12 protein-coding genes and 1 riboswitch are annotated in these 16,233 nt (G+C 71.6%); of the genes, 5 read left to right on the forward strand and 7 right to left on the reverse strand.

What is annotated here, in order from left to right:
- Positions 1–19: 19 nt before the first annotated feature.
- Complete coding sequence (locus ACIBK5_RS12985) at positions 20–1,087, reverse strand: NlpC/P60 family protein (protein ID WP_399019198.1); 1,068 nt, start codon at positions 1,085–1,087, stop codon at positions 20–22.
- Positions 1,088–1,509: 422 nt separating this feature from the next.
- Here ACIBK5_RS12985 and ACIBK5_RS12990 point away from each other — a divergent pair, with 422 nt between their 5' ends.
- Positions 1,510–1,863, forward strand: a complete 354-nt coding sequence (locus ACIBK5_RS12990; RefSeq protein ID WP_399018945.1) for a hypothetical protein — start codon at positions 1,510–1,512, stop codon at positions 1,861–1,863.
- Here ACIBK5_RS12990 and ACIBK5_RS12995 read toward each other — a convergent pair.
- Together ACIBK5_RS12995 and ACIBK5_RS13000 are read right to left on the reverse strand one after the other, a co-directional pair.
- Entirely contained in the window at positions 1,841–2,857 is a 1,017-nt protein-coding gene (locus ACIBK5_RS12995) for a hypothetical protein (protein WP_399018946.1), read from the reverse strand. The genes ACIBK5_RS12990 and ACIBK5_RS12995 overlap by 23 nt on opposite strands.
- A gap of 76 nt (positions 2,858–2,933) precedes the next feature.
- Positions 2,934–4,112: an NlpC/P60 family protein gene (locus tag ACIBK5_RS13000; RefSeq protein WP_399018947.1), complete on the reverse strand. Its 1,179-nt coding sequence runs from the start codon at positions 4,110–4,112 to the stop codon at positions 2,934–2,936.
- Positions 4,113–4,120: 8 nt separating this feature from the next.
- A riboswitch (cyclic di-AMP (ydaO/yuaA leader) is annotated at positions 4,121–4,279 on the reverse strand.
- Positions 4,280–4,582: 303 nt separating this feature from the next.
- Here ACIBK5_RS13000 and pcrA point away from each other — a divergent pair.
- Entirely contained in the window at positions 4,583–7,063 is a 2,481-nt protein-coding gene (gene pcrA / locus ACIBK5_RS13005; protein WP_399018949.1) for a DNA helicase PcrA, read from the forward strand.
- A 153-nt stretch (positions 7,064–7,216) separates the two neighbouring features.
- Positions 7,217–7,969, forward strand: a complete 753-nt coding sequence (locus tag ACIBK5_RS13010; RefSeq protein WP_399018951.1) for a dienelactone hydrolase family protein — start codon at positions 7,217–7,219, stop codon at positions 7,967–7,969.
- Between the two features lie 90 nt (positions 7,970–8,059).
- Here ACIBK5_RS13010 and ACIBK5_RS13015 read toward each other — a convergent pair whose 3' ends face one another.
- Positions 8,060–9,727, reverse strand: a complete 1,668-nt coding sequence (locus tag ACIBK5_RS13015) for a M23 family metallopeptidase (RefSeq protein WP_399018952.1) — start codon at positions 9,725–9,727, stop codon at positions 8,060–8,062.
- A 97-nt stretch (positions 9,728–9,824) separates the two neighbouring features.
- Positions 9,825–10,691: an esterase/lipase family protein gene (locus ACIBK5_RS13020; protein WP_399018954.1), complete on the reverse strand. Its 867-nt coding sequence runs from the start codon at positions 10,689–10,691 to the stop codon at positions 9,825–9,827.
- 476 nt (positions 10,692–11,167) lie between these two features.
- Between ACIBK5_RS13020 and ACIBK5_RS13025 the strand changes: the two genes are divergently transcribed.
- Positions 11,168–11,584, forward strand: coding sequence for a cobalamin B12-binding domain-containing protein (locus ACIBK5_RS13025; protein ID WP_382489501.1), 417 nt, complete (start codon positions 11,168–11,170; stop codon positions 11,582–11,584).
- A gap of 143 nt (positions 11,585–11,727) precedes the next feature.
- On the opposite strand, the gene ACIBK5_RS13030 is transcribed toward ACIBK5_RS13025, so the two are convergent.
- Together ACIBK5_RS13030 and ACIBK5_RS13035 are read right to left on the reverse strand one after the other, a co-directional pair.
- Positions 11,728–13,431 (reverse strand): DUF5691 domain-containing protein, encoded by a 1,704-nt coding sequence (locus ACIBK5_RS13030; protein WP_399018956.1) that lies wholly within the window; start codon positions 13,429–13,431, stop codon positions 11,728–11,730.
- A 172-nt stretch (positions 13,432–13,603) separates the two neighbouring features.
- Positions 13,604–14,959, reverse strand: a complete 1,356-nt coding sequence (locus tag ACIBK5_RS13035) for an SWIM zinc finger family protein (RefSeq protein ID WP_399018957.1) — start codon at positions 14,957–14,959, stop codon at positions 13,604–13,606.
- Between the two features lie 145 nt (positions 14,960–15,104).
- On the opposite strand from ACIBK5_RS13035, the gene ACIBK5_RS13040 reads away from it, so the two are divergent.
- On the forward strand, positions 15,105–16,223 hold the full coding sequence (locus tag ACIBK5_RS13040) for an AAA family ATPase (RefSeq protein ID WP_399018959.1): 1,119 nt from the start codon (positions 15,105–15,107) through the stop codon (positions 16,221–16,223).
- The last annotated feature ends 10 nt before the right edge of the window (positions 16,224–16,233 follow it).

Raw genomic sequence — 16,233 nt, forward strand, 5'->3', positions numbered from 1 at the left:
GCGGCCCGGACCGGTCCCCTCAGACCACCCGCGTCGCCCCCGCGTACGGCATCTCGTCGAGCGGGGCGACCCGTACCGGGGCCGCGGAGTTCGGGGCGTGGATCATCTGCCCGTTGCCCACGTAGATGCCGACGTGACTGATACCGGCGTAGTAGAAGACCAGGTCGCCGGGGAGGAGTTCGGAGCGGGCGACGCGGCGGCCGGCTGCGATCTGGGAGTACGTCGTGCGGGGCAGCGAGACGCCCGCGGAGCGGTACGCGGCCTGGACGAGGCCCGAGCAGTCGAAGGCGTTCGGGCCGGTCGCGCCCCAGACGTAGGGGCTGCCGAGCTTCTGGTAGGCGTAGGAGACGGCGGCGGCCGCGCGGGCGTTGGGCGCCTGCGCGGCGGCGGAACCGGGGGCCGCCAGAGCGTCGCGGGCGTCCGTCGAGGAGCGTGAGGCGCGGTTCGCGCCCGGTCCTTCGCCCAGGTCGGCACGTTCCTGCGCGGTGAGCCGGGACAGCAGGTGCCGTGCGGAGCCCAGCTTGCCGGTGATCGTCTTCTTGTGCCGCTTCAGCTCCGTCTGCCGCGACTTCAGGGACGTCAGCTCGATGTGGGCGGCCCCGCGCAGCTGCTCGATCTCCCGGAGCTGCTTGCGGACGCCCGCGACGGCGGACTTCTGCCGGTTGCCGGCCCGCTCGACGAACTCGGCGTTCTCCAGGTACCGGTCGGGGTCGTCGGACAGGGCGAGCCGGAGGGCGGGGTCGATGCCGCCGTCCCGGTACTGAGCGGCGGCGACCGAGCCCAGGGCGTCGCGGGCCGAGTTGAGCCGTTCCTCCTTGCGGGCCGCCTGGTCCTGGAGCTTCTTGAGCCGCTCTCCGGCGGCGTCGGCCTTCTCCTTCGCGCCGTTGTACTTCTCGGTGGCGACCTCCGCCTCCTGGTACAGCTTGTCCACCTCGGCCTTGACCTGGCCGGGGGTGAGCTGCGGTTCGGCGTGTCCGGTTCCGTCGAAACCCGTCGCGGTCGCCGCGCCGGCGAGCGCGATCGTGGCGGCCGTACGGGCCGTGTTGCCGCTCGCGGTGCGCTGTCGGGGCTTGCGGTGCGCTGCCACCTTGGGAGCCACGTCCTTTCCTGCGACCGCCCGGTGCGTGCGACGGCCGCCGTGGGGAGCGGACGGGCGGCCTGCGCGTCCGGCGGCGGCCCGCACAGGGGAAGCGGGCCGCCGCCGGACTTCTGGCGGTGGTGCCCGACTGCCGCCCCTGGCCCGGGCGGCGGTGGGGAGCCGGTCACCTGGAGGAGGACGTTAAACCTCGCCATGGCGGGCCCGTGGCCGGTGCGCGGAACTGTCCCGAGAGGACCGACGGTGACCGTATGCGACCGCGATCCCGCCGGGGCGCCGTCGCCTTAACTCAGCGTGATGACCGATGCGTCGATTTCATGGGTGAGTGTCGGTGATCGGGTGCTATGGGGCGCATATATGCAGCGGTGGGCCGGTGTCGGGCGGATCGGGCCCCCTGATTAGGCTCCGGCCTCATGGACGTACTCATCCACCTCTTCGTCGGCCTCCACATCATCGGCATAGCCTCGCTTCTGGGCGGCTTTCTCACCCAGATGAAGGCGATGGGCGAGGGCACCGCCCGCTACACCCCGGCGATGCTGCACGGCGCGCTGACGATGCTGGCCACCGGTGTGATCCTGGTCGGCCTCAACCAGGCCGACGACCAGTCCGTGAACAACATCAAGATCGGCGTGAAGCTGGCCCTGCTGATCGTGATCCTCGGCCTGGTCTACGTGAAACGGGACGACGAGAAGGTGGACAAGGGCCTGTTCGGGCTGGTCGGCCTGCTGACCACGGTGAACGTCTTCATCGCCGTGCTCTGGACCTGACCCGGCGGCCGGGCGGCGCACCGGAGCGGGCCGAGGCGGCCGTCCAGGCGGCGGCCACGAGCCACCCGGCCACCGCGATCCACAGCAGAGCCTCCCCGAAGCCGTCCAGCCAGGAGACGTCGAGGGCGACGGCGACGGCCAGTGCCGCCGTCCCCGTCTTGGCCCAGGTGAACACGGTCGCCCAGCGGCGGACGTCATGGCGGGGCCGGGGCCACAGGAACTCGGCGGCGAGCAGGACGGCGTAGCAGACCAGTGCGAGGACGAGCAGCACGACGGTCACGGTGCGCAGGACGTCCCGGTCGTCCTCGTTCCACAGGTACAGACGCGCGCTGTCGGCGCTGATCAGCCGCGCCCCGGCGAGCGCCGAGAGGGCGAGCGCCCCGCCCGCGAGCCAGTGATCGCCGGTCCCCTCGGACACCTGCCGCACATCGAAACGGACCAGGGCGAGGACGTACAGCACCAGTCCCAGCCAGAACAGCACCAGCGCCGCGTGCGCCAGCCAGTCCGCCGACTCGGCCGCGGCCAGCGTGGCGCCGAGCACGGCGAGCCCCTGTGTGGCCATGCAGCGCGCGAACACCGTCCCGGGCCTGCGCCGCTCCCCGCCCTGCGGGACGAGGACGAGCGGCACCGGCCAGAGCAGCACGGCGAGCACCAGCAGCATGACGGCCAGAGCCTGGGAGCCGGCCGCCGAGAAGGCGGTCCCCAGGACGGCCGTCGCCGCCACGGTGGTCAGGGCAGCCGTCGTCACGCTCTCGAGGACACCCGGCCTGCGCGTGTACGCCCGCCACCTGGTCCCGGCCCGCAGCAGCCGCAGGGTGAAGTCCGCGGCGAACATCAGCCAGGCCGCGCAGGCCAGAACCAGGGCGATGCGTGAGAGGACCTCGTACCCCGCCAGCTCAAGACCGACCGACAGGGTGCCGGTCGCCAGCACGGCGGCACTGGCCGCCGGAGCACGCTGCGCCCACCAGGCGACTGAGGGGGAGGGGCCGGGCATGGGGCCGATGCTAAGAGGCCCCGCGCGCGTTACGGGCAGGCCACGCGCGCGGGGTCACAAAAACCTGCGAGACCGGTCAGGCCGGCCGCACCACGCTGTGGATCGACGACTCGCCGTCGTAGTAGATCGACTCCTCGCGCACGTACGTGCCGGGCTTCGGAGCGTGGATCATCATGCCGTTGCCGATGTAGATGCCGACGTGGGTGACATCGTCGTAGAAGAAGACCAGGTCACCGGGCTGAGCGTCGGCCAGCGGGACCGTGGTGCCGGCGTTGACCTGGTCGTACGTCGTGCGCGGCAGGGTCACCCCGGCGGCCTTCCAGGCGGCCTGGGTGAGCCCGGAGCAGTCGTAGGAGCCGGGGCCGGTGGCGCCCCAGACGTACGGCTTGCCGATCTGGGCGCGGGCGAAGGCGAGTGCCTTCTCGGCCTTGGTGGCGTACGAGGAGTCGGGCGCGGTGGACGACGAGGACGAGCCCGTCGACGAGGAGGAGCCGCTGTCCTGCTGCTGGGCGGCCTCCTGCTGCGCGGCTTCCCGCTCCTTCTGCTGCTCGGCCTGCTGCCGGGCCAGCTCGGCGGCCTTGCGGGCGGCCTCCTCCTGCTTCTCCTTCTCGATCGCCGCGAGCCGCGCCTTCTCCTCGGCGGTCAGCTTCGACAGCAGCTCGCGCGCGTCGGCGAGCTTCCTCTGGACGGTCGCCTTGGCCGTCTTCAGGTCGCCCTGTGACTCGGTGAGCGTCTCGAGGCTCTCGGCGGCCTCCCGACGCTTCTCCATCGTCTCTGACTGCTGGGTGACGTAGTCGTCGACCGCCACCTTCTGACGGCCGGTCATCCGGTCCATCAACTGGGTCTGGTCGAAGTAGTCCTGCGGGGTGTCCGCGAGCAGGAACGTCGCCGTGTCCGGGGCGGAGGCGCCGGTGCGGTACTGGGCGGCGGCGAAGGTGCCCAGTTCCTCCCGCGCCTCGTTCAGCTTCTGGGTGCGCTCGGCGACGTCGTCGAGGAGGGTGTCGACGCGCTTGCGCTGCTTGGCGGTCTTCTCCTTGGCTCCGTTGTACTTCTCGGTCGCGGATCCCGCCTGACGGTAGAGGTCGTCTACCTTCTTCTCGACTTCCTCAAGGCTGGGCTTGTCGTCGGCCTCTGGGGCGGCGTTGGCCGACTGGGACAGCAGGGCCACGGAGGTGAGGGCCGCCGTCGCGAGGGCGGGGGTCCGTATGCCTGCAACGCGCGAACCCGTAGGACGCGACTTGCGGTGCGACGCCAAGGGAGGCGACTCCTTCCATGCTCCGCCTACCGGGTTAGCTGTCGGGTTCGGGCGGGTGGTTCGGAAGGGTTGCCCTACGGCCGTCTCCGGAAAGGGAGTCGGGCCGATTCACCCCGGGGTCTCGGTTGGGTCCCCGGCTCTGGCTGCCGCTGCGGCACGCCGGACTCGGCGGAGGCCACGCGGCCCGGCGACGTTCGCCGGTGGGGGTCGTGTGACCTCCTCGCACGGTAGCCAACTCGTGTGGCCCTTGTGAAGGTTGATGGGTGATATGCCCGATACATTTCCGTGACCTTGCTCATGAGTATCGCCGAGAGTGATCAATCGAGGGGGGTTGGTCACCATTCGGGAGTAATCGTGAAGGCCGTAGCGGCCTGTGATCACGCACACCTGGAGGGTGACAGGGGGCACTTTCGGCGATGTTCTCAGGGCGGCGGCGGGCTGTCAGTGGGGCGCCCTAGACTCGGAGAGCGATGAGCAGCCTCTTTGACGACAGCTTCCTGGCGGACCTCCAGGCCCAGCGGGGCCCCGCGGACGAGCCCCCGCCGCCGCCCGAGGACGATCACGGACCGGAGTCGGTCCCGGACGATCTGTTCGGTGGGAAGTTCGACGTGCCGCCGGACCGCGACGCCTACTACCGGGACGGTGCCGCGCGCCCGCCGGTGGATGCCGCCGCGCTCCTGGAGGGGCTGAACGACAACCAGCGCGCCGCCGTCACACACTCCGGCTCCCCGCTGCTCATCGTGGCCGGCGCCGGCTCCGGCAAGACCCGCGTGCTCACGCACCGCATCGCCCACCTGCTCGCCGAGCGGGACGCCCACCCGGGCCAGATCCTCGCCATCACCTTCACCAACAAGGCCGCCGGCGAGATGAAGGAGCGCGTCGAGCAGCTCGTCGGCCCGCGCGCGAACGCCATGTGGGTGATGACCTTCCACAGCGCCTGCGTACGCATCCTGCGCCGGGAGAGCAAGAAGCTCGGCTTCACATCGAGCTTCTCGATCTACGACGCCGCCGACTCCAAGCGCCTGATGGCCCTGGTCTGCCGCGACCTGGACCTCGACCCCAAGCGCTTCCCGCCGAAGTCCTTCAGCGCCAAGATCAGCAATCTCAAGAACGAGCTGATCGACGAGGAGGACTTCGCGGCCCAGGCCGGCGACGGCTTCGAGAAGACCCTCGCCCAGGCCTACGCGATGTACCAGTCGCGGCTGCGCGAGGCGAACGCCCTCGACTTCGACGACCTGATCATGACGACGGTCAACCTGCTGCGCGCCTTCCCGGACGTCGCCGAGCACTACCGCCGCCGCTTCCGCCACGTCCTCGTGGACGAGTACCAGGACACCAACCACGCCCAGTACGCCCTCGTCCGGGAGCTCGTGGGCACCTCCGAGCACCCCGTCGACGTACCGCCCAGCGCGGACGACCTGCCGCCCGCCGAGCTGTGCGTGGTGGGTGACGCCGACCAGTCGATCTACGCCTTCCGCGGCGCGACGATCCGCAACATCCTCCAGTTCGAGGAGGACTACCCGGACGCGACGACGATCCTGCTGGAGCAGAACTACCGCTCCACACAGACGATCCTGAGCGCGGCCAACGCGGTCATCGAGCGCAACGAGTCCCGCCGCCCCAAGAACCTGTGGACCAACGCGGGCACGGGCGCGCAGATCACCGGCTATGTAGCCGACACCGAGCACGACGAGGCGCAGTTCGTCGCCGACGAGATAGACCGTCTCACCGACGCGGGCGAGGCGAAGGCGGGCGACGTCGCCGTCTTCTACCGCACCAACGCCCAGTCCCGTGTCTTCGAAGAGATCTTCATCCGCGTCGGCCTGCCCTACAAGGTCGTCGGCGGCGTCCGCTTCTACGAGCGCAAGGAGGTCCGGGACGTCCTGGCCTACCTGCGTGTGCTGGCCAACCCGGAGGACTCGGTGCCGCTGCGCCGGATCCTCAACGTGCCCAAGCGGGGCATCGGCGACCGCGCCGAGGCGATGATCGACGCCCTCTCCCAGCGGGAGAAGATCAGCTTCCCGCAGGCGCTCAAGCGCGTCGACGAGGCGTACGGCATGGCCGCGCGCTCCACCAACGCCGTCAAGCGGTTCAACACGCTGATGGAGGACCTCCGTACGGTCGTCGAGTCCGGCGCCGGGCCCGCCACGGTGCTGGAGGCGATCCTGGAGCGCACCGGATACCTCGCCGAGCTACAGGCCTCCACCGACCCGCAGGACGAGACCCGGATCGAGAACCTCCAGGAACTCGCCGCCGTCGCCATGGAGTTCGAGCAGGAGCGCGGCGAGGACGAGCAGGGCACCCTGGCCGACTTCCTGGAGAAGGTCGCGCTGGTCGCCGACTCCGACCAGATCCCCGACGAGGAGGACGGCGACGGTGTCATCACGCTGATGACCCTGCACACCGCCAAGGGCCTGGAGTTCCCGGTCGTCTTCCTGACCGGCATGGAGGACGGCGTCTTCCCGCACATGCGCGCCCTCGGCCAGACCAAGGAGCTGGAGGAGGAGCGGCGTCTGGCATACGTGGGCATCACGCGTGCGCGAGAACGGCTGTATCTGACGCGCTCCACCCTGCGCAGCGCCTGGGGCCAGCCGTCGTACAACCCGCCCTCCCGGTTCCTGGAGGAGATCCCGCCGACCCACCTGGAGTGGAAGCGGACCGGTGCGACCGCGCCGGCGTCCTCCGGGCCGGTCTCCGCCGTGGCGGCCTCACTGTCGTCGTCCCGTTCGCGTTCGTCCGCGTCGGGCGCCTCCGGCTTTGCCACCCGCCGCACCTCCGAGAAGCCGGTGGTGTCGCTTGCGGTCGGGGACCGGGTCACGCACGACCAGTTCGGGCTCGGGACCGTCGTGGCGGTCAAGGGCACGGGCGGGAACGCCGAGGCGAGCATCGACTTCGGGGACACCAAGCCGAAGCGGCTGCTGCTGCGGTACGCGCCGGTGGAGAAGCTGTAGCCCCGGGCCGCGGTAGTCCTGCGAGGTGAGCATCCGCCGGCCGGACGACACTGTTGGCGAACCCTGGGGCTGAACGTGACGTCGGCCTACGCTCTTCTGCCAGCGGCAGAACATCGGCCGGACCGGGCTCGACGATCACTACAGTCCAGCCTCATGACGACGATTACGACGCGTACGGTCGAGTACCCGGCCGACGGCTTGACGATGATCGGGCACCTCGCGCTCCCGGCAGGTGTCGACCGCCGGCCCGCGGTGCTGCTCGGACCAGAGGGCATGGGGCTCAGCGACGTCGAGCGCCGCCGGGCCGATGCTCTCGCCGAGCTGGGATATGTAGCGCTGGCCTTCGACCTTCACGGCGGACGCTATTTGGGCGACCCCGAGGAGATGCTGGCCCGTTGCATGCCACTGCTCGCTGATCCCGACCGGATGCGGCGCATCGGCCACGCGGCACTCGACGAGTTGCGCACCGAGCCCCGGACCGACCCCGACCGGATCGCCGCCATCGGCTACGGCACCGGGGGCGCCATCGCGCTGGAACTCGGGCGAGGCGGCGTCAACCTGCGCGCGATCGGGACAGTCAACGCGACCATCACGGGCCGACCGGGCGAGGCGGCGCACATCCGCTGCCCGGTGTGGGCCGGGGTCGGATCGGAAGACCCGATCATGCCGCCCGCGCAACGCAACGCGTTCACCGCTGAGATGCAGGCCGCGGGCGTCGACTGGCGCCTCGTGATCTATGGCGGCGCCTTGCACGCCTTCCACCACCCGCCGGTCGACCACCCCGTGGTCCCCGGTGTCGGCTACCACCCACAGCACGCGCAGCGAGCCTGGCGCGACGTCGTCGACCTGCTCGCCGAGTGCCTGCCCGTGACGGAGGACCTGGGGGCATGCCCCAGGCAGGCATGAATCTGTAATGAGATGTCGACGCCGAAGAGGTTCTCGCCGGAGCGGCGGGGGCTGAACCAGCCGGGCTGGATCGGCGGGGCTGCCGGGACGTTACGTCGGGTCGACGCCGTGGCTGCGCAGCCACGGGAGCGGGTCGATCGGCGAACCGCCTGCCGGACGCACCTCGAAGTGCAGATGGGGGCCGGTCGAGTTGCCGGAGTTGCCCGAGCGCGCGATCGAATCGCCGGCCTTCACGGTCGTCCCGGAGGGGACCGTGTAGGTGGAGAGGTGGCAGTACCACGTCTCCGTGCCGTCCTTCGCGGTCAGGATCAGCATGTTGCCGTACGCGCTGTTCCACTGGGTGCGGACGGTGCCGTCGGTCGCGGCCATCACGGTCGTGCCGTACGAGACGGGGAAGTCGATGCCGGTGTGCAGGGACATCCAGTTGATGCCGGACTGGCCGTACTGGGCGCTGAGTCCATGGCGCGCGACCGGCATGGCGAACTTCGGGCGCAGCCGCTCCTTGCGGGCCGCCTCCTCCGCCGCCCGCTTCCGCTCGGCCGCCTGCTGAGCCTTGAGGTCGATACGTTCCTGCGTACGGCTGGCGCGGTCCGCGAAGTCGTCCGCTCCGGCGGAGAGGCTCTGCAACTGCGTGTCCAGCTTGTTGTTGGCGGCGGCCGGCTGCACCGGCTGCGCGTCCGCCGCGGTCGTCTGCGCCTCCGCCGCGCTGTCCTCGGTGAGGCTGCCGACGGACGCGGCGGCGATCCCCGCGACGCCCATCACACACGCCGAGGGCACCGCGATGGTCAGCAGGGCCGAGCGCTTGGGGGGTGTACGGCGGCGGGAGCGGGACCCGGCGCGCGAGGCCGCCCGTGCGGCGGTGCGCGGGCCGACCTCTTCCTGGCCGTCCAGGAGCGGGGTGACGGTGGGCAGTTCGCCGGTGGCGGCCGGCTCCGCGCCGTCCGCGGCGGGGTCGTCGTAGGCGGCCCCGGTGGCTTCGTCGTAGCCGATCTGCTCGAACGTCGCCGTCTCGAGCTGGTGGAAGGCGTCCGTGTGCTGCTCGTACCCGTCGGGGGCGGGCGCGGCGGAGCCGTCGGAGTTCCACTGCGTGGCGTCGTAGGTGCCGGTGTCGAAGGCCTGCGTGCCCCATTCCCACTGCTGGGTCTGGTCGGCCGGATTGCCTGACTGGTCGGGCTGGAGCCAGGCGCCGGTGTCCCACTGGCCGGTGGCGTCGGGAGACCCGGCCTGCGGCGGGATGACCGACAGCGGCTGCTGCTGGGCCGTCCAGGAGGTCGTGTCGTAGACACCGGTGTCGTAGGCGGCGTGGTGCTGGGCCGCGTACGCGTCGTAGTGCGGGTTCTCGTGCGCGCCCGTGGGCCAGTGACCGGTGTCGTACGCGCCCGTGTCGGGGCCGCTGCCCGGCAGGTTGCCGAAGAGGGGGTCGCTGGCGAACGTCGCGGTGGTGTGCCCGGTGGCGCCGAAACCGGCGCCGTCCGTACCGGTGGCATGGGCGCCGGTGGCGTCAAATCCGGTGGCGGCGTAGTCGCCGTACGTGGTGAAGTCGCCGTACTGGGCTTCCTGAGTGCCGTACGACGCGTAATGCGCCGAGGCGGCCTCGGAACCCGGAGCCGGGGGCATGGTCCCCGACGGGTGACGGTCGTTCACCAACTTCTCTTTCGCCTCGACAACAGGGGCTGCCAGAGCAGTGCGGCGACTGTACCCGGCGGTACGCGGGCACGACAATCTTCGGCAGGTTTCGCGCGCGCATGAAACGGGCATTCGGCCGTGTTTTGGCGGACGGCGGGCGCGGGTTTGGCTTTGTGTTCGAAGTTTGTTCGACGTTTCGACGCCGAGCGCCCATCCGTCGGGTCCGCCGTCAGGCCACCGTGAGGCCGCCGGTGTGATGGGCGGACGGTTCACCCGGGTGGGCCGTGTCGAGGACCTGCCGTATTCCGTTGGCGACTGCGGGGTGCACGGGCAGGGCGAGATGGCCGATGCCGGTCACGAGTACGTTCTGCGCCGTCAGATCGGGATGGTCGATGCGGGCCGTCTCCAGCGGGTCCATCACATGATCCAGGTCGCTCCAGAAGCTGACGAAGTGCGTACGGCAGCCAGGGGCGGGCCGAGTGAGCTCCTCGAGCACCGGTGAGCCGGGGCGCATCTGGCGCACGATGGGGTGCGCGTCCGCGAGGGGCGCGACTCGGGTTCCGGAGTGCGGCGTGCCGAGGGTGACGAGGGTCCGGACGCGGGCGTCACCGCCGAGCCGCTGCACGTAGTAACGCGCTATCAGGCCGCCGAGGCTGTGCCCGACGACATCGACCCGCCGGGCCCCGGTGCGCTCGCAGATCTCCTCTATACGCCGGCCCAGCAGTTCGGCCGCGGCGCGTATGTCGCAGGTCAGCGGCGAGTAGTTGAGGGACTCGATCTGCTGCCTGCCGTGCTGGGCGAGACTGCGCCGCAGCAGGACGAAGACCGAGCGGTTGTCGATGAAGCCGTGCAGCAGGACAACCGGGGGCTTGGCCTCCGTGGGCAGTTGGGCGGCGCCGTCCGCCGGGGGCAGCGCCGGGGCGGGTGCTCGTCGCTCCTGGGTGATGCCGGAGGGGTACAGGAGGAGATGCCCGGCCAGGATCGCGATCTCGAGGGCGGTGGCCTTCAGGAGTGCCACGGAGAGTCCCGTCAGCCGGCTCGGCAGCAGCTGCCGGCAGAACGGGAGAAAGGGCAGAGCCGCCCTGGTGACCTTCATGGCCGACCTCCTGTCGGCACGCGGAAAGACGGCTCCGCCCCCCGTGTGCCCTCGTGGAGAGCTGCTGCGAAGACGGCAGGCGATGACCATGTGAGCGGCCCGAGCCGCGTGTGCCGTGGGGCCTGAGTGAGGCGTGTGGCGTGTGTGGCGCCAGTGATCCCCTGCGTGCGGTACGTGCCGAACGTGCGGTTCTTGCCCTGCGTGTCTTCGCCGAAGTGCCGTACCGCCGCTGTGCGTGGTGGGTGCGGCGGCGGTACGGCGACTTCGTCGCGGCTCCCCTTGCGCTTGTCCCACCGTGTGATTTCCCCCTCGGTCCGCAGCGCGAAACTGCCGGTTGCGGGATCCTGGAGATAACGTTCGTTCACTTGCCCGGACGATGCGGGGCGGGGTGTCCGTGCGGTGCGGCGTGTACGGCGTGCCCGATGTGTGCGGTACTTGTCGGTACGGATGGATGTATTCGCTTCATGGAGGCAGTGATGGGTGTGGCAGCCGGTCCGATCCGCGTAGTGGTGGCCAAGCCGGGGCTCGACGGCCACGATCGTGGGGCCAAGGTGATCGCGCGGGCCCTGCGTGACGCGGGTATGGAGGTCATCTACACCGGCCTCCACCAGACTCCCGAGCAGATCGTCGACACGGCGATCCAGGAGGACGCCGACGCGATCGGACTGTCCATCCTCTCCGGCGCGCACAACACGCTCTTCGCGGCGGTGATCGAACTGCTCAAGGAGCGGGACGCCGCTGACATCCTGGTCTTCGGTGGCGGGATCATCCCCGAGGCGGACATCCCCCTGCTGAAGGAGAAGGGCGTCGCGGAGATCTTCACGCCCGGCGCGACGACGACATCGATCGTGGAGTGGGTCCGGACGAACGCCCGCCAGCCGGCCGGGGCGTAGGCCTCCGGCGGTGGGGCCGGGACGGCTTCGGCTGGTCTGGGCCGGCGTCGGGGTCAGGGCCGGGTGCGCTGTCGGTTGTGGTGTCGTGCCCGGTGGGCCCGTTGTCGGCCGGGGCCTCGCGCAGTGGTCCGGTGGTCGCGGGTCTACGACACGCCCAGTTCCTCCGCCATCGCCGCGCGCAGCCGCAGGGTCGTGACCAGGCGCTGGAAGGCCTCCGCCCAGTAGCCGCCGGCTCCGGGTGACGCGTTCTCCGGTTCGTCCGGTACGGCCAGCAGAGCGTCGAGGCGACCGGCCTCGGACGGGTCGAGGCAGCGCTCGGCCAGGCCCATGACCCCGCTGAAACTCCATGGATAACTCCCTGCGTCCCGAGCGATGTTGAGCGCGTCCACCACTGCCCGGCCGAGCGGCCCGGACCACGGCACCGCGCACACCCCGAGCAGCTGAAAGGCCTCGGACAGGCCGTGTGTCGCGATGAAGCCGGCCACCCACTCGGCCCGTTCGTCGGCGCCCAGCGTGCCGAGCAGCTTGGCGCGTTCGGCCAGCGACACCGCTCCCGGGCCGCCGGCCTCCGGCGCCGAGGGCTCGCCGAGCAGCGCGCGCGACCATTCGGCGTCCCGCTGGCGCACCGCCGCCCGGCACCATGCCGCGTGCAGTTCGCCCTGCCAGTCGTCCGCCACCGGCAGCGCCACGATCTCCTGGGGTGTCCGCCCGCCCAGCCGCCGCGACCAGGTCCCGAGCGGTGCCGCCTCCACCAACTGGCCGAACCACCAGGACCGTTCTCCCCGCCCCGCCGGGGCCTTCGCCACGACGCCGTCGCGCTCCATGCCCGGATCGCACTCGTGCGGCGCTTCGACGGCGATCATCGGTGTGGCCTGAGCGGACTGAACGGTCTGAGCGGGCTCAGGGGTCTGGGGGGTTTGGTCGGTCCGAGCCGGCCGTGCTGCCTGCGGTGTCCGCGTGTGGTCGACGGCCAGACACGCCTTCGCCCTGACCGCCATCCGTGCGGCGAGTGCCGAACCGGGCAGCGCCGACAGCAGCTCCGCCGCCGTCGCCCGGACGTTGCGGCTGCGGTCGGCCAGGGCCTGTTCCAGGAACGGCTCGTCGTCCGGGCCCAGGCCCGCGCGCAGGGAGTCGAGGAACATCAGCCGGTCCTCGGCCCGTTCCGTCGCCCAGGTCGTCGCGAGCAGTTCACGGGCGGCGGCCGGTTCGCGGGAGCGCAGGGCGGAGAGGAGAGCGACCCGTTCGGCGAACAGGCCCTCCTGCCACAGCCGCTGAATCCGGTCGCCGTCATCGGCGTGCGGCAGCGCCGCTCCACCGCCCGGGGCAGAGCGCAGGGCGAAGCGCCAGTCCTGGTTCAGCCGCGCCAGCCACAGGGCCCGCGGCCCCGCGAACTCCAGCACCGCCGGACGCAGGTCGGTACGCCCCCGGGCCGCGTCCAGGAGTGCGGGAAGCGCGTGCGGCGGAGGTGCAAAACCACGGGCGTTGGCCCCCGCGAGCCACTGCGGCAGCAGCTCCACCAGATCGGGCGCGGCGCCCCGGCGGCCGCCGCCGGACGCGCCGGGGCGGTCGGCGAGCAGCAGCGCGAGTCTGCGGGCCGCCGCGGGCGGCAGCGACGGACGAGGGTCCCGCGGGGCGGCTTGCGGACGCTCCGCCGCCCGCGCCGGACGCAGACCGGCCCGGCGTCGCACGGTCTCCGCCGCCGCCGCGTCCAGGAGGGCCACCGGTGCCTCCGGGCCCGGCCCGGTGCCCGGCGGAGTGCGCCGGTCCGTGCCCAGCAGTGCCGTGGTGACGAGCCCCTCCCAGGCGCTGGTGGCGGGCGCGTCCACAGAAGCGGCCGTACTGGTCATGAGCTTCCTTTCCGTGGGGCGCCCGGGAGCGGTTGAAGGCTCACCCTCATCGGTTGTCCCGTGATGCCTGAAAGATGCGTTGGTTCATAGGAGATGCCTGAAAGGTGCGTTGATTCATGGGAAGTGTGGGAAGGGTGGATCGGGTCGGAAAGGCCGGTCCACCGCCGTCGGTTCAGCACAGCGCCACCGCTTCGCCCGGGCCCTCGGGCCAGGCCGTCAGCGGGGTGAAGCCCTGGTGGCCGCATTCGCCGAAGACCTTGACCGGGGCACCGCCCGACAGGGCGACCAGCCGCCACAGGCCGGGCCGCGAACGCGCGGCGGGAGTGAGCGGCAGCGCCGCGTCCTCGTCGGCGTCCGCCAGCTGCCAGGAGCCGCCGTCCGGGGTGGGGACGACCCGGTCCAGCGTCACCGGGACCGACTCCAGCCACGGGTCGTCGCGCAGAGCGTCGCCGTAACGGGCCGCCGCCTGCGATGTCGTCATCCCCGGCGGACGTATGTCCGTGGGCGTGGGCGGTGCGAACCGCTCGCCCAGGGCCACCCGCAGCTGCCCGGCGCCCGGGTAGGCGGACATCTCGGCCTCGAGGGTCAGACCCACCGGCAGCGCCAGCTCCGGGGCGCGGCCTGCGGCGCCGTAGGAGAGGAGCAGCACGGTGCGGTGCGAGCCGGCGCCGTGCACCCAGATCCGGCGGGTCGTCAGGCGTGGATCGGTCGTGTCGTACTGGGCGAGCACCAGCCAGCGGTCCCGCACCGGAGGGCCCTCCGCGGAGGCCGGCACGCCGATCCGTGAACGGACCGTGGCGGCGAGGCCGTCCGGCAGCCGCTCGCGGCGCAGCCATCCCTGGCCGAGGAGATGCAGCAGCGCGCACTCCTCCAGCAGCCGCACCGGCCAGCCCGGACCGGTGGACGGGATCGCCCCCAGCTCCCGCACCCGCGCGGCAAGGCCCTGCGCCTGGGCGTCGACCATGCGGGCCGCCGTCTCCTCCCAGAGGCCGTAGCCGGACTGCTCCGCCGACGCCAGGCCGCCGCGCAACAGGTCCGCCAGGCGCTGCTCCAGCTCCACCGCACCCGCCGTGACCCGCTCGGCCCGCCGCTCCGCCCGCCGTCGCGCCGCCTCCGGGTCAGGGGACCCGGACGGCGAACCCGGACTCTCCCCCGGACTCTTCTCCTCCGCCCGCTTGCGCCGCCCCGCTATCCACTGACCGGCCCACTCCGGCGCCTGCCCCGACGGCACCGCTCCGTCGCCGCCCGCCCAGAGCAGCAGCAGCCCGAGCGCGTGCTTGCACGGGAACTTGCGGCTCGGACAACTGCACTTGTACGCGGGCCCGGAGGCGTCCGCGATGTCGACGACCGTCTGATACGGCTTGCTCCCGCTGCCCTTGCACAGCCCCCACACCGTCCCCTCGTCGGAACTCCCCGCCTCGGACCACGGCCCCGCCGCGCCGAGTTTGCTTCCCGCTTTGCGTGACGCGGTGTCAGGCGCCAGTGCCAGCACCTGGTCCGCCGTCCAGCGCACCCCCTGCTGAGTCATGCCATCGAAGGTAGATCCCGCCACTGACAATCGGGTCCGCGAGCGGCGCCGGCAGGACGTCTGCGCAGGTCAGAAGGGATTGTCAGTGGTGTGGTGCAACGTGGTCACCAGATCCGAACCGGCCGAGCTGGAGGGGGACTCAGCCATGCCTGTGTCCGTTGAACCGACGTCGCAGACCGACGGTGCCGAGGCGCTGCGGCCGCACGCCGAGGACGCTTTCGCCGGCGAACTCACCGCACTCGCCGCGCAGGACGACCGCCCGCGACCGGCCCGCTGGAAGCTGTCGCCCTGGGCCGTCGCGACCTACCTGCTCGGCGGCACGCTGCCGGACGGCACGGTGATCACACCGAAGTACGTGGGTCCGCGCCGCATCGTCGAAGTCGCCGTCACCACCCTCGCCACCGACCGAGCCCTGCTCCTGCTCGGCGTGCCCGGCACGGCGAAGACCTGGGTGTCCGAGCACCTGGCCGCCGCGGTCAGCGGTGACTCCACGCTGCTGGTGCAGGGCACCGCCGGCACACCGGAGGAGGCCATCCGGTACGGCTGGAACTACGCGCGGCTGCTCGCCCACGGCCCGAGCCGTGACGCCCTCGTGCCCAGTCCGGTCATGCGGGCCATGGCCGAGGGCATGACCGCCCGCGTCGAGGAACTGACGCGTATCCCGGCCGATGTGCAGGACACGCTCATCACGATCCTGTCGGAGAAGACGCTGCCGATACCGGAGCTGGGCCAGGAGGTACAGGCGGTCCGCGGCTTCAACCTGATCGCCACGGCCAACGACCGCGACCGCGGGGTCAACGACCTGTCCAGCGCGCTGCGCCGCCGCTTCAACACGGTGGTACTGCCGCTGCCGGAGAGCCCCGAGGCCGAGATCGACATCGTCTCGCGCCGCGTAGACCAGATCGGCCGCTCCCTGGACCTGCCGGCCGCGCCCGACGGCCTAGACGAGATCCGCCGGGTCGTCACGGTCTTCCGGGAGCTGCGCGACGGCGTCACGGCCGACGGCCGGACGAAGCTGAAGTCGCCCAGCGGCACGCTGTCCACGGCCGAGGCGATCTCCGTCGTCACCAACGGACTCGCCCTGGCGGCCCACTTCGGCGACGGCGTACTGCGGCCGGGCGACATCGCCGCGGGCATCCTCGGCGCGGTGGTCCGCGACCCGGCGGCCGACCGCGTCATCTGGCAGGAGTACCTGGAGACGGTGGTCCGCGAGCGCGACGACTGGAAGGACTTCTACCGGGCCTGCCGTGAGGTGAGCGTGTGAGCGGTACGGG

This window comes from Streptomyces sp. NPDC050546 (assembly GCF_044457425.1).
Classification (GTDB): domain Bacteria; phylum Actinomycetota; class Actinomycetes; order Streptomycetales; family Streptomycetaceae; genus Streptomyces.

What these genes read in the sequence shown, in the direction of transcription:
- ACIBK5_RS12990 (WP_399018945.1), top strand. Translation starts at nt 1,510, where the DNA reads ATGGACGTACTCATCCACCTCTTCGTCGGCCTCCACATCATCGGCATA.
- ACIBK5_RS12995 (WP_399018946.1), bottom strand. Translation starts at nt 2,857, where the DNA reads ATGCCCGGCCCCTCCCCCTCAGTCGCCTGGTGGGCGCAGCGTGCTCCG.
- pcrA (WP_399018949.1), top strand. Translation starts at nt 4,583, where the DNA reads ATGAGCAGCCTCTTTGACGACAGCTTCCTGGCGGACCTCCAGGCCCAG.
- ACIBK5_RS13010 (WP_399018951.1), top strand. Translation starts at nt 7,217, where the DNA reads ATGACGACGATTACGACGCGTACGGTCGAGTACCCGGCCGACGGCTTG.
- ACIBK5_RS13015 (WP_399018952.1), bottom strand. Translation starts at nt 9,727, where the DNA reads ATGCCCGTTTCATGCGCGCGCGAAACCTGCCGAAGATTGTCGTGCCCG.
- ACIBK5_RS13020 (WP_399018954.1), bottom strand. Translation starts at nt 10,691, where the DNA reads ATGAAGGTCACCAGGGCGGCTCTGCCCTTTCTCCCGTTCTGCCGGCAG.
- ACIBK5_RS13025 (WP_382489501.1), top strand. Translation starts at nt 11,168, where the DNA reads ATGGGTGTGGCAGCCGGTCCGATCCGCGTAGTGGTGGCCAAGCCGGGG.
- ACIBK5_RS13030 (WP_399018956.1), bottom strand. Translation starts at nt 13,431, where the DNA reads ATGACCAGTACGGCCGCTTCTGTGGACGCGCCCGCCACCAGCGCCTGG.
- ACIBK5_RS13035 (WP_399018957.1), bottom strand. Translation starts at nt 14,959, where the DNA reads ATGACTCAGCAGGGGGTGCGCTGGACGGCGGACCAGGTGCTGGCACTG.
- ACIBK5_RS13040 (WP_399018959.1), top strand. Translation starts at nt 15,105, where the DNA reads ATGCCTGTGTCCGTTGAACCGACGTCGCAGACCGACGGTGCCGAGGCG.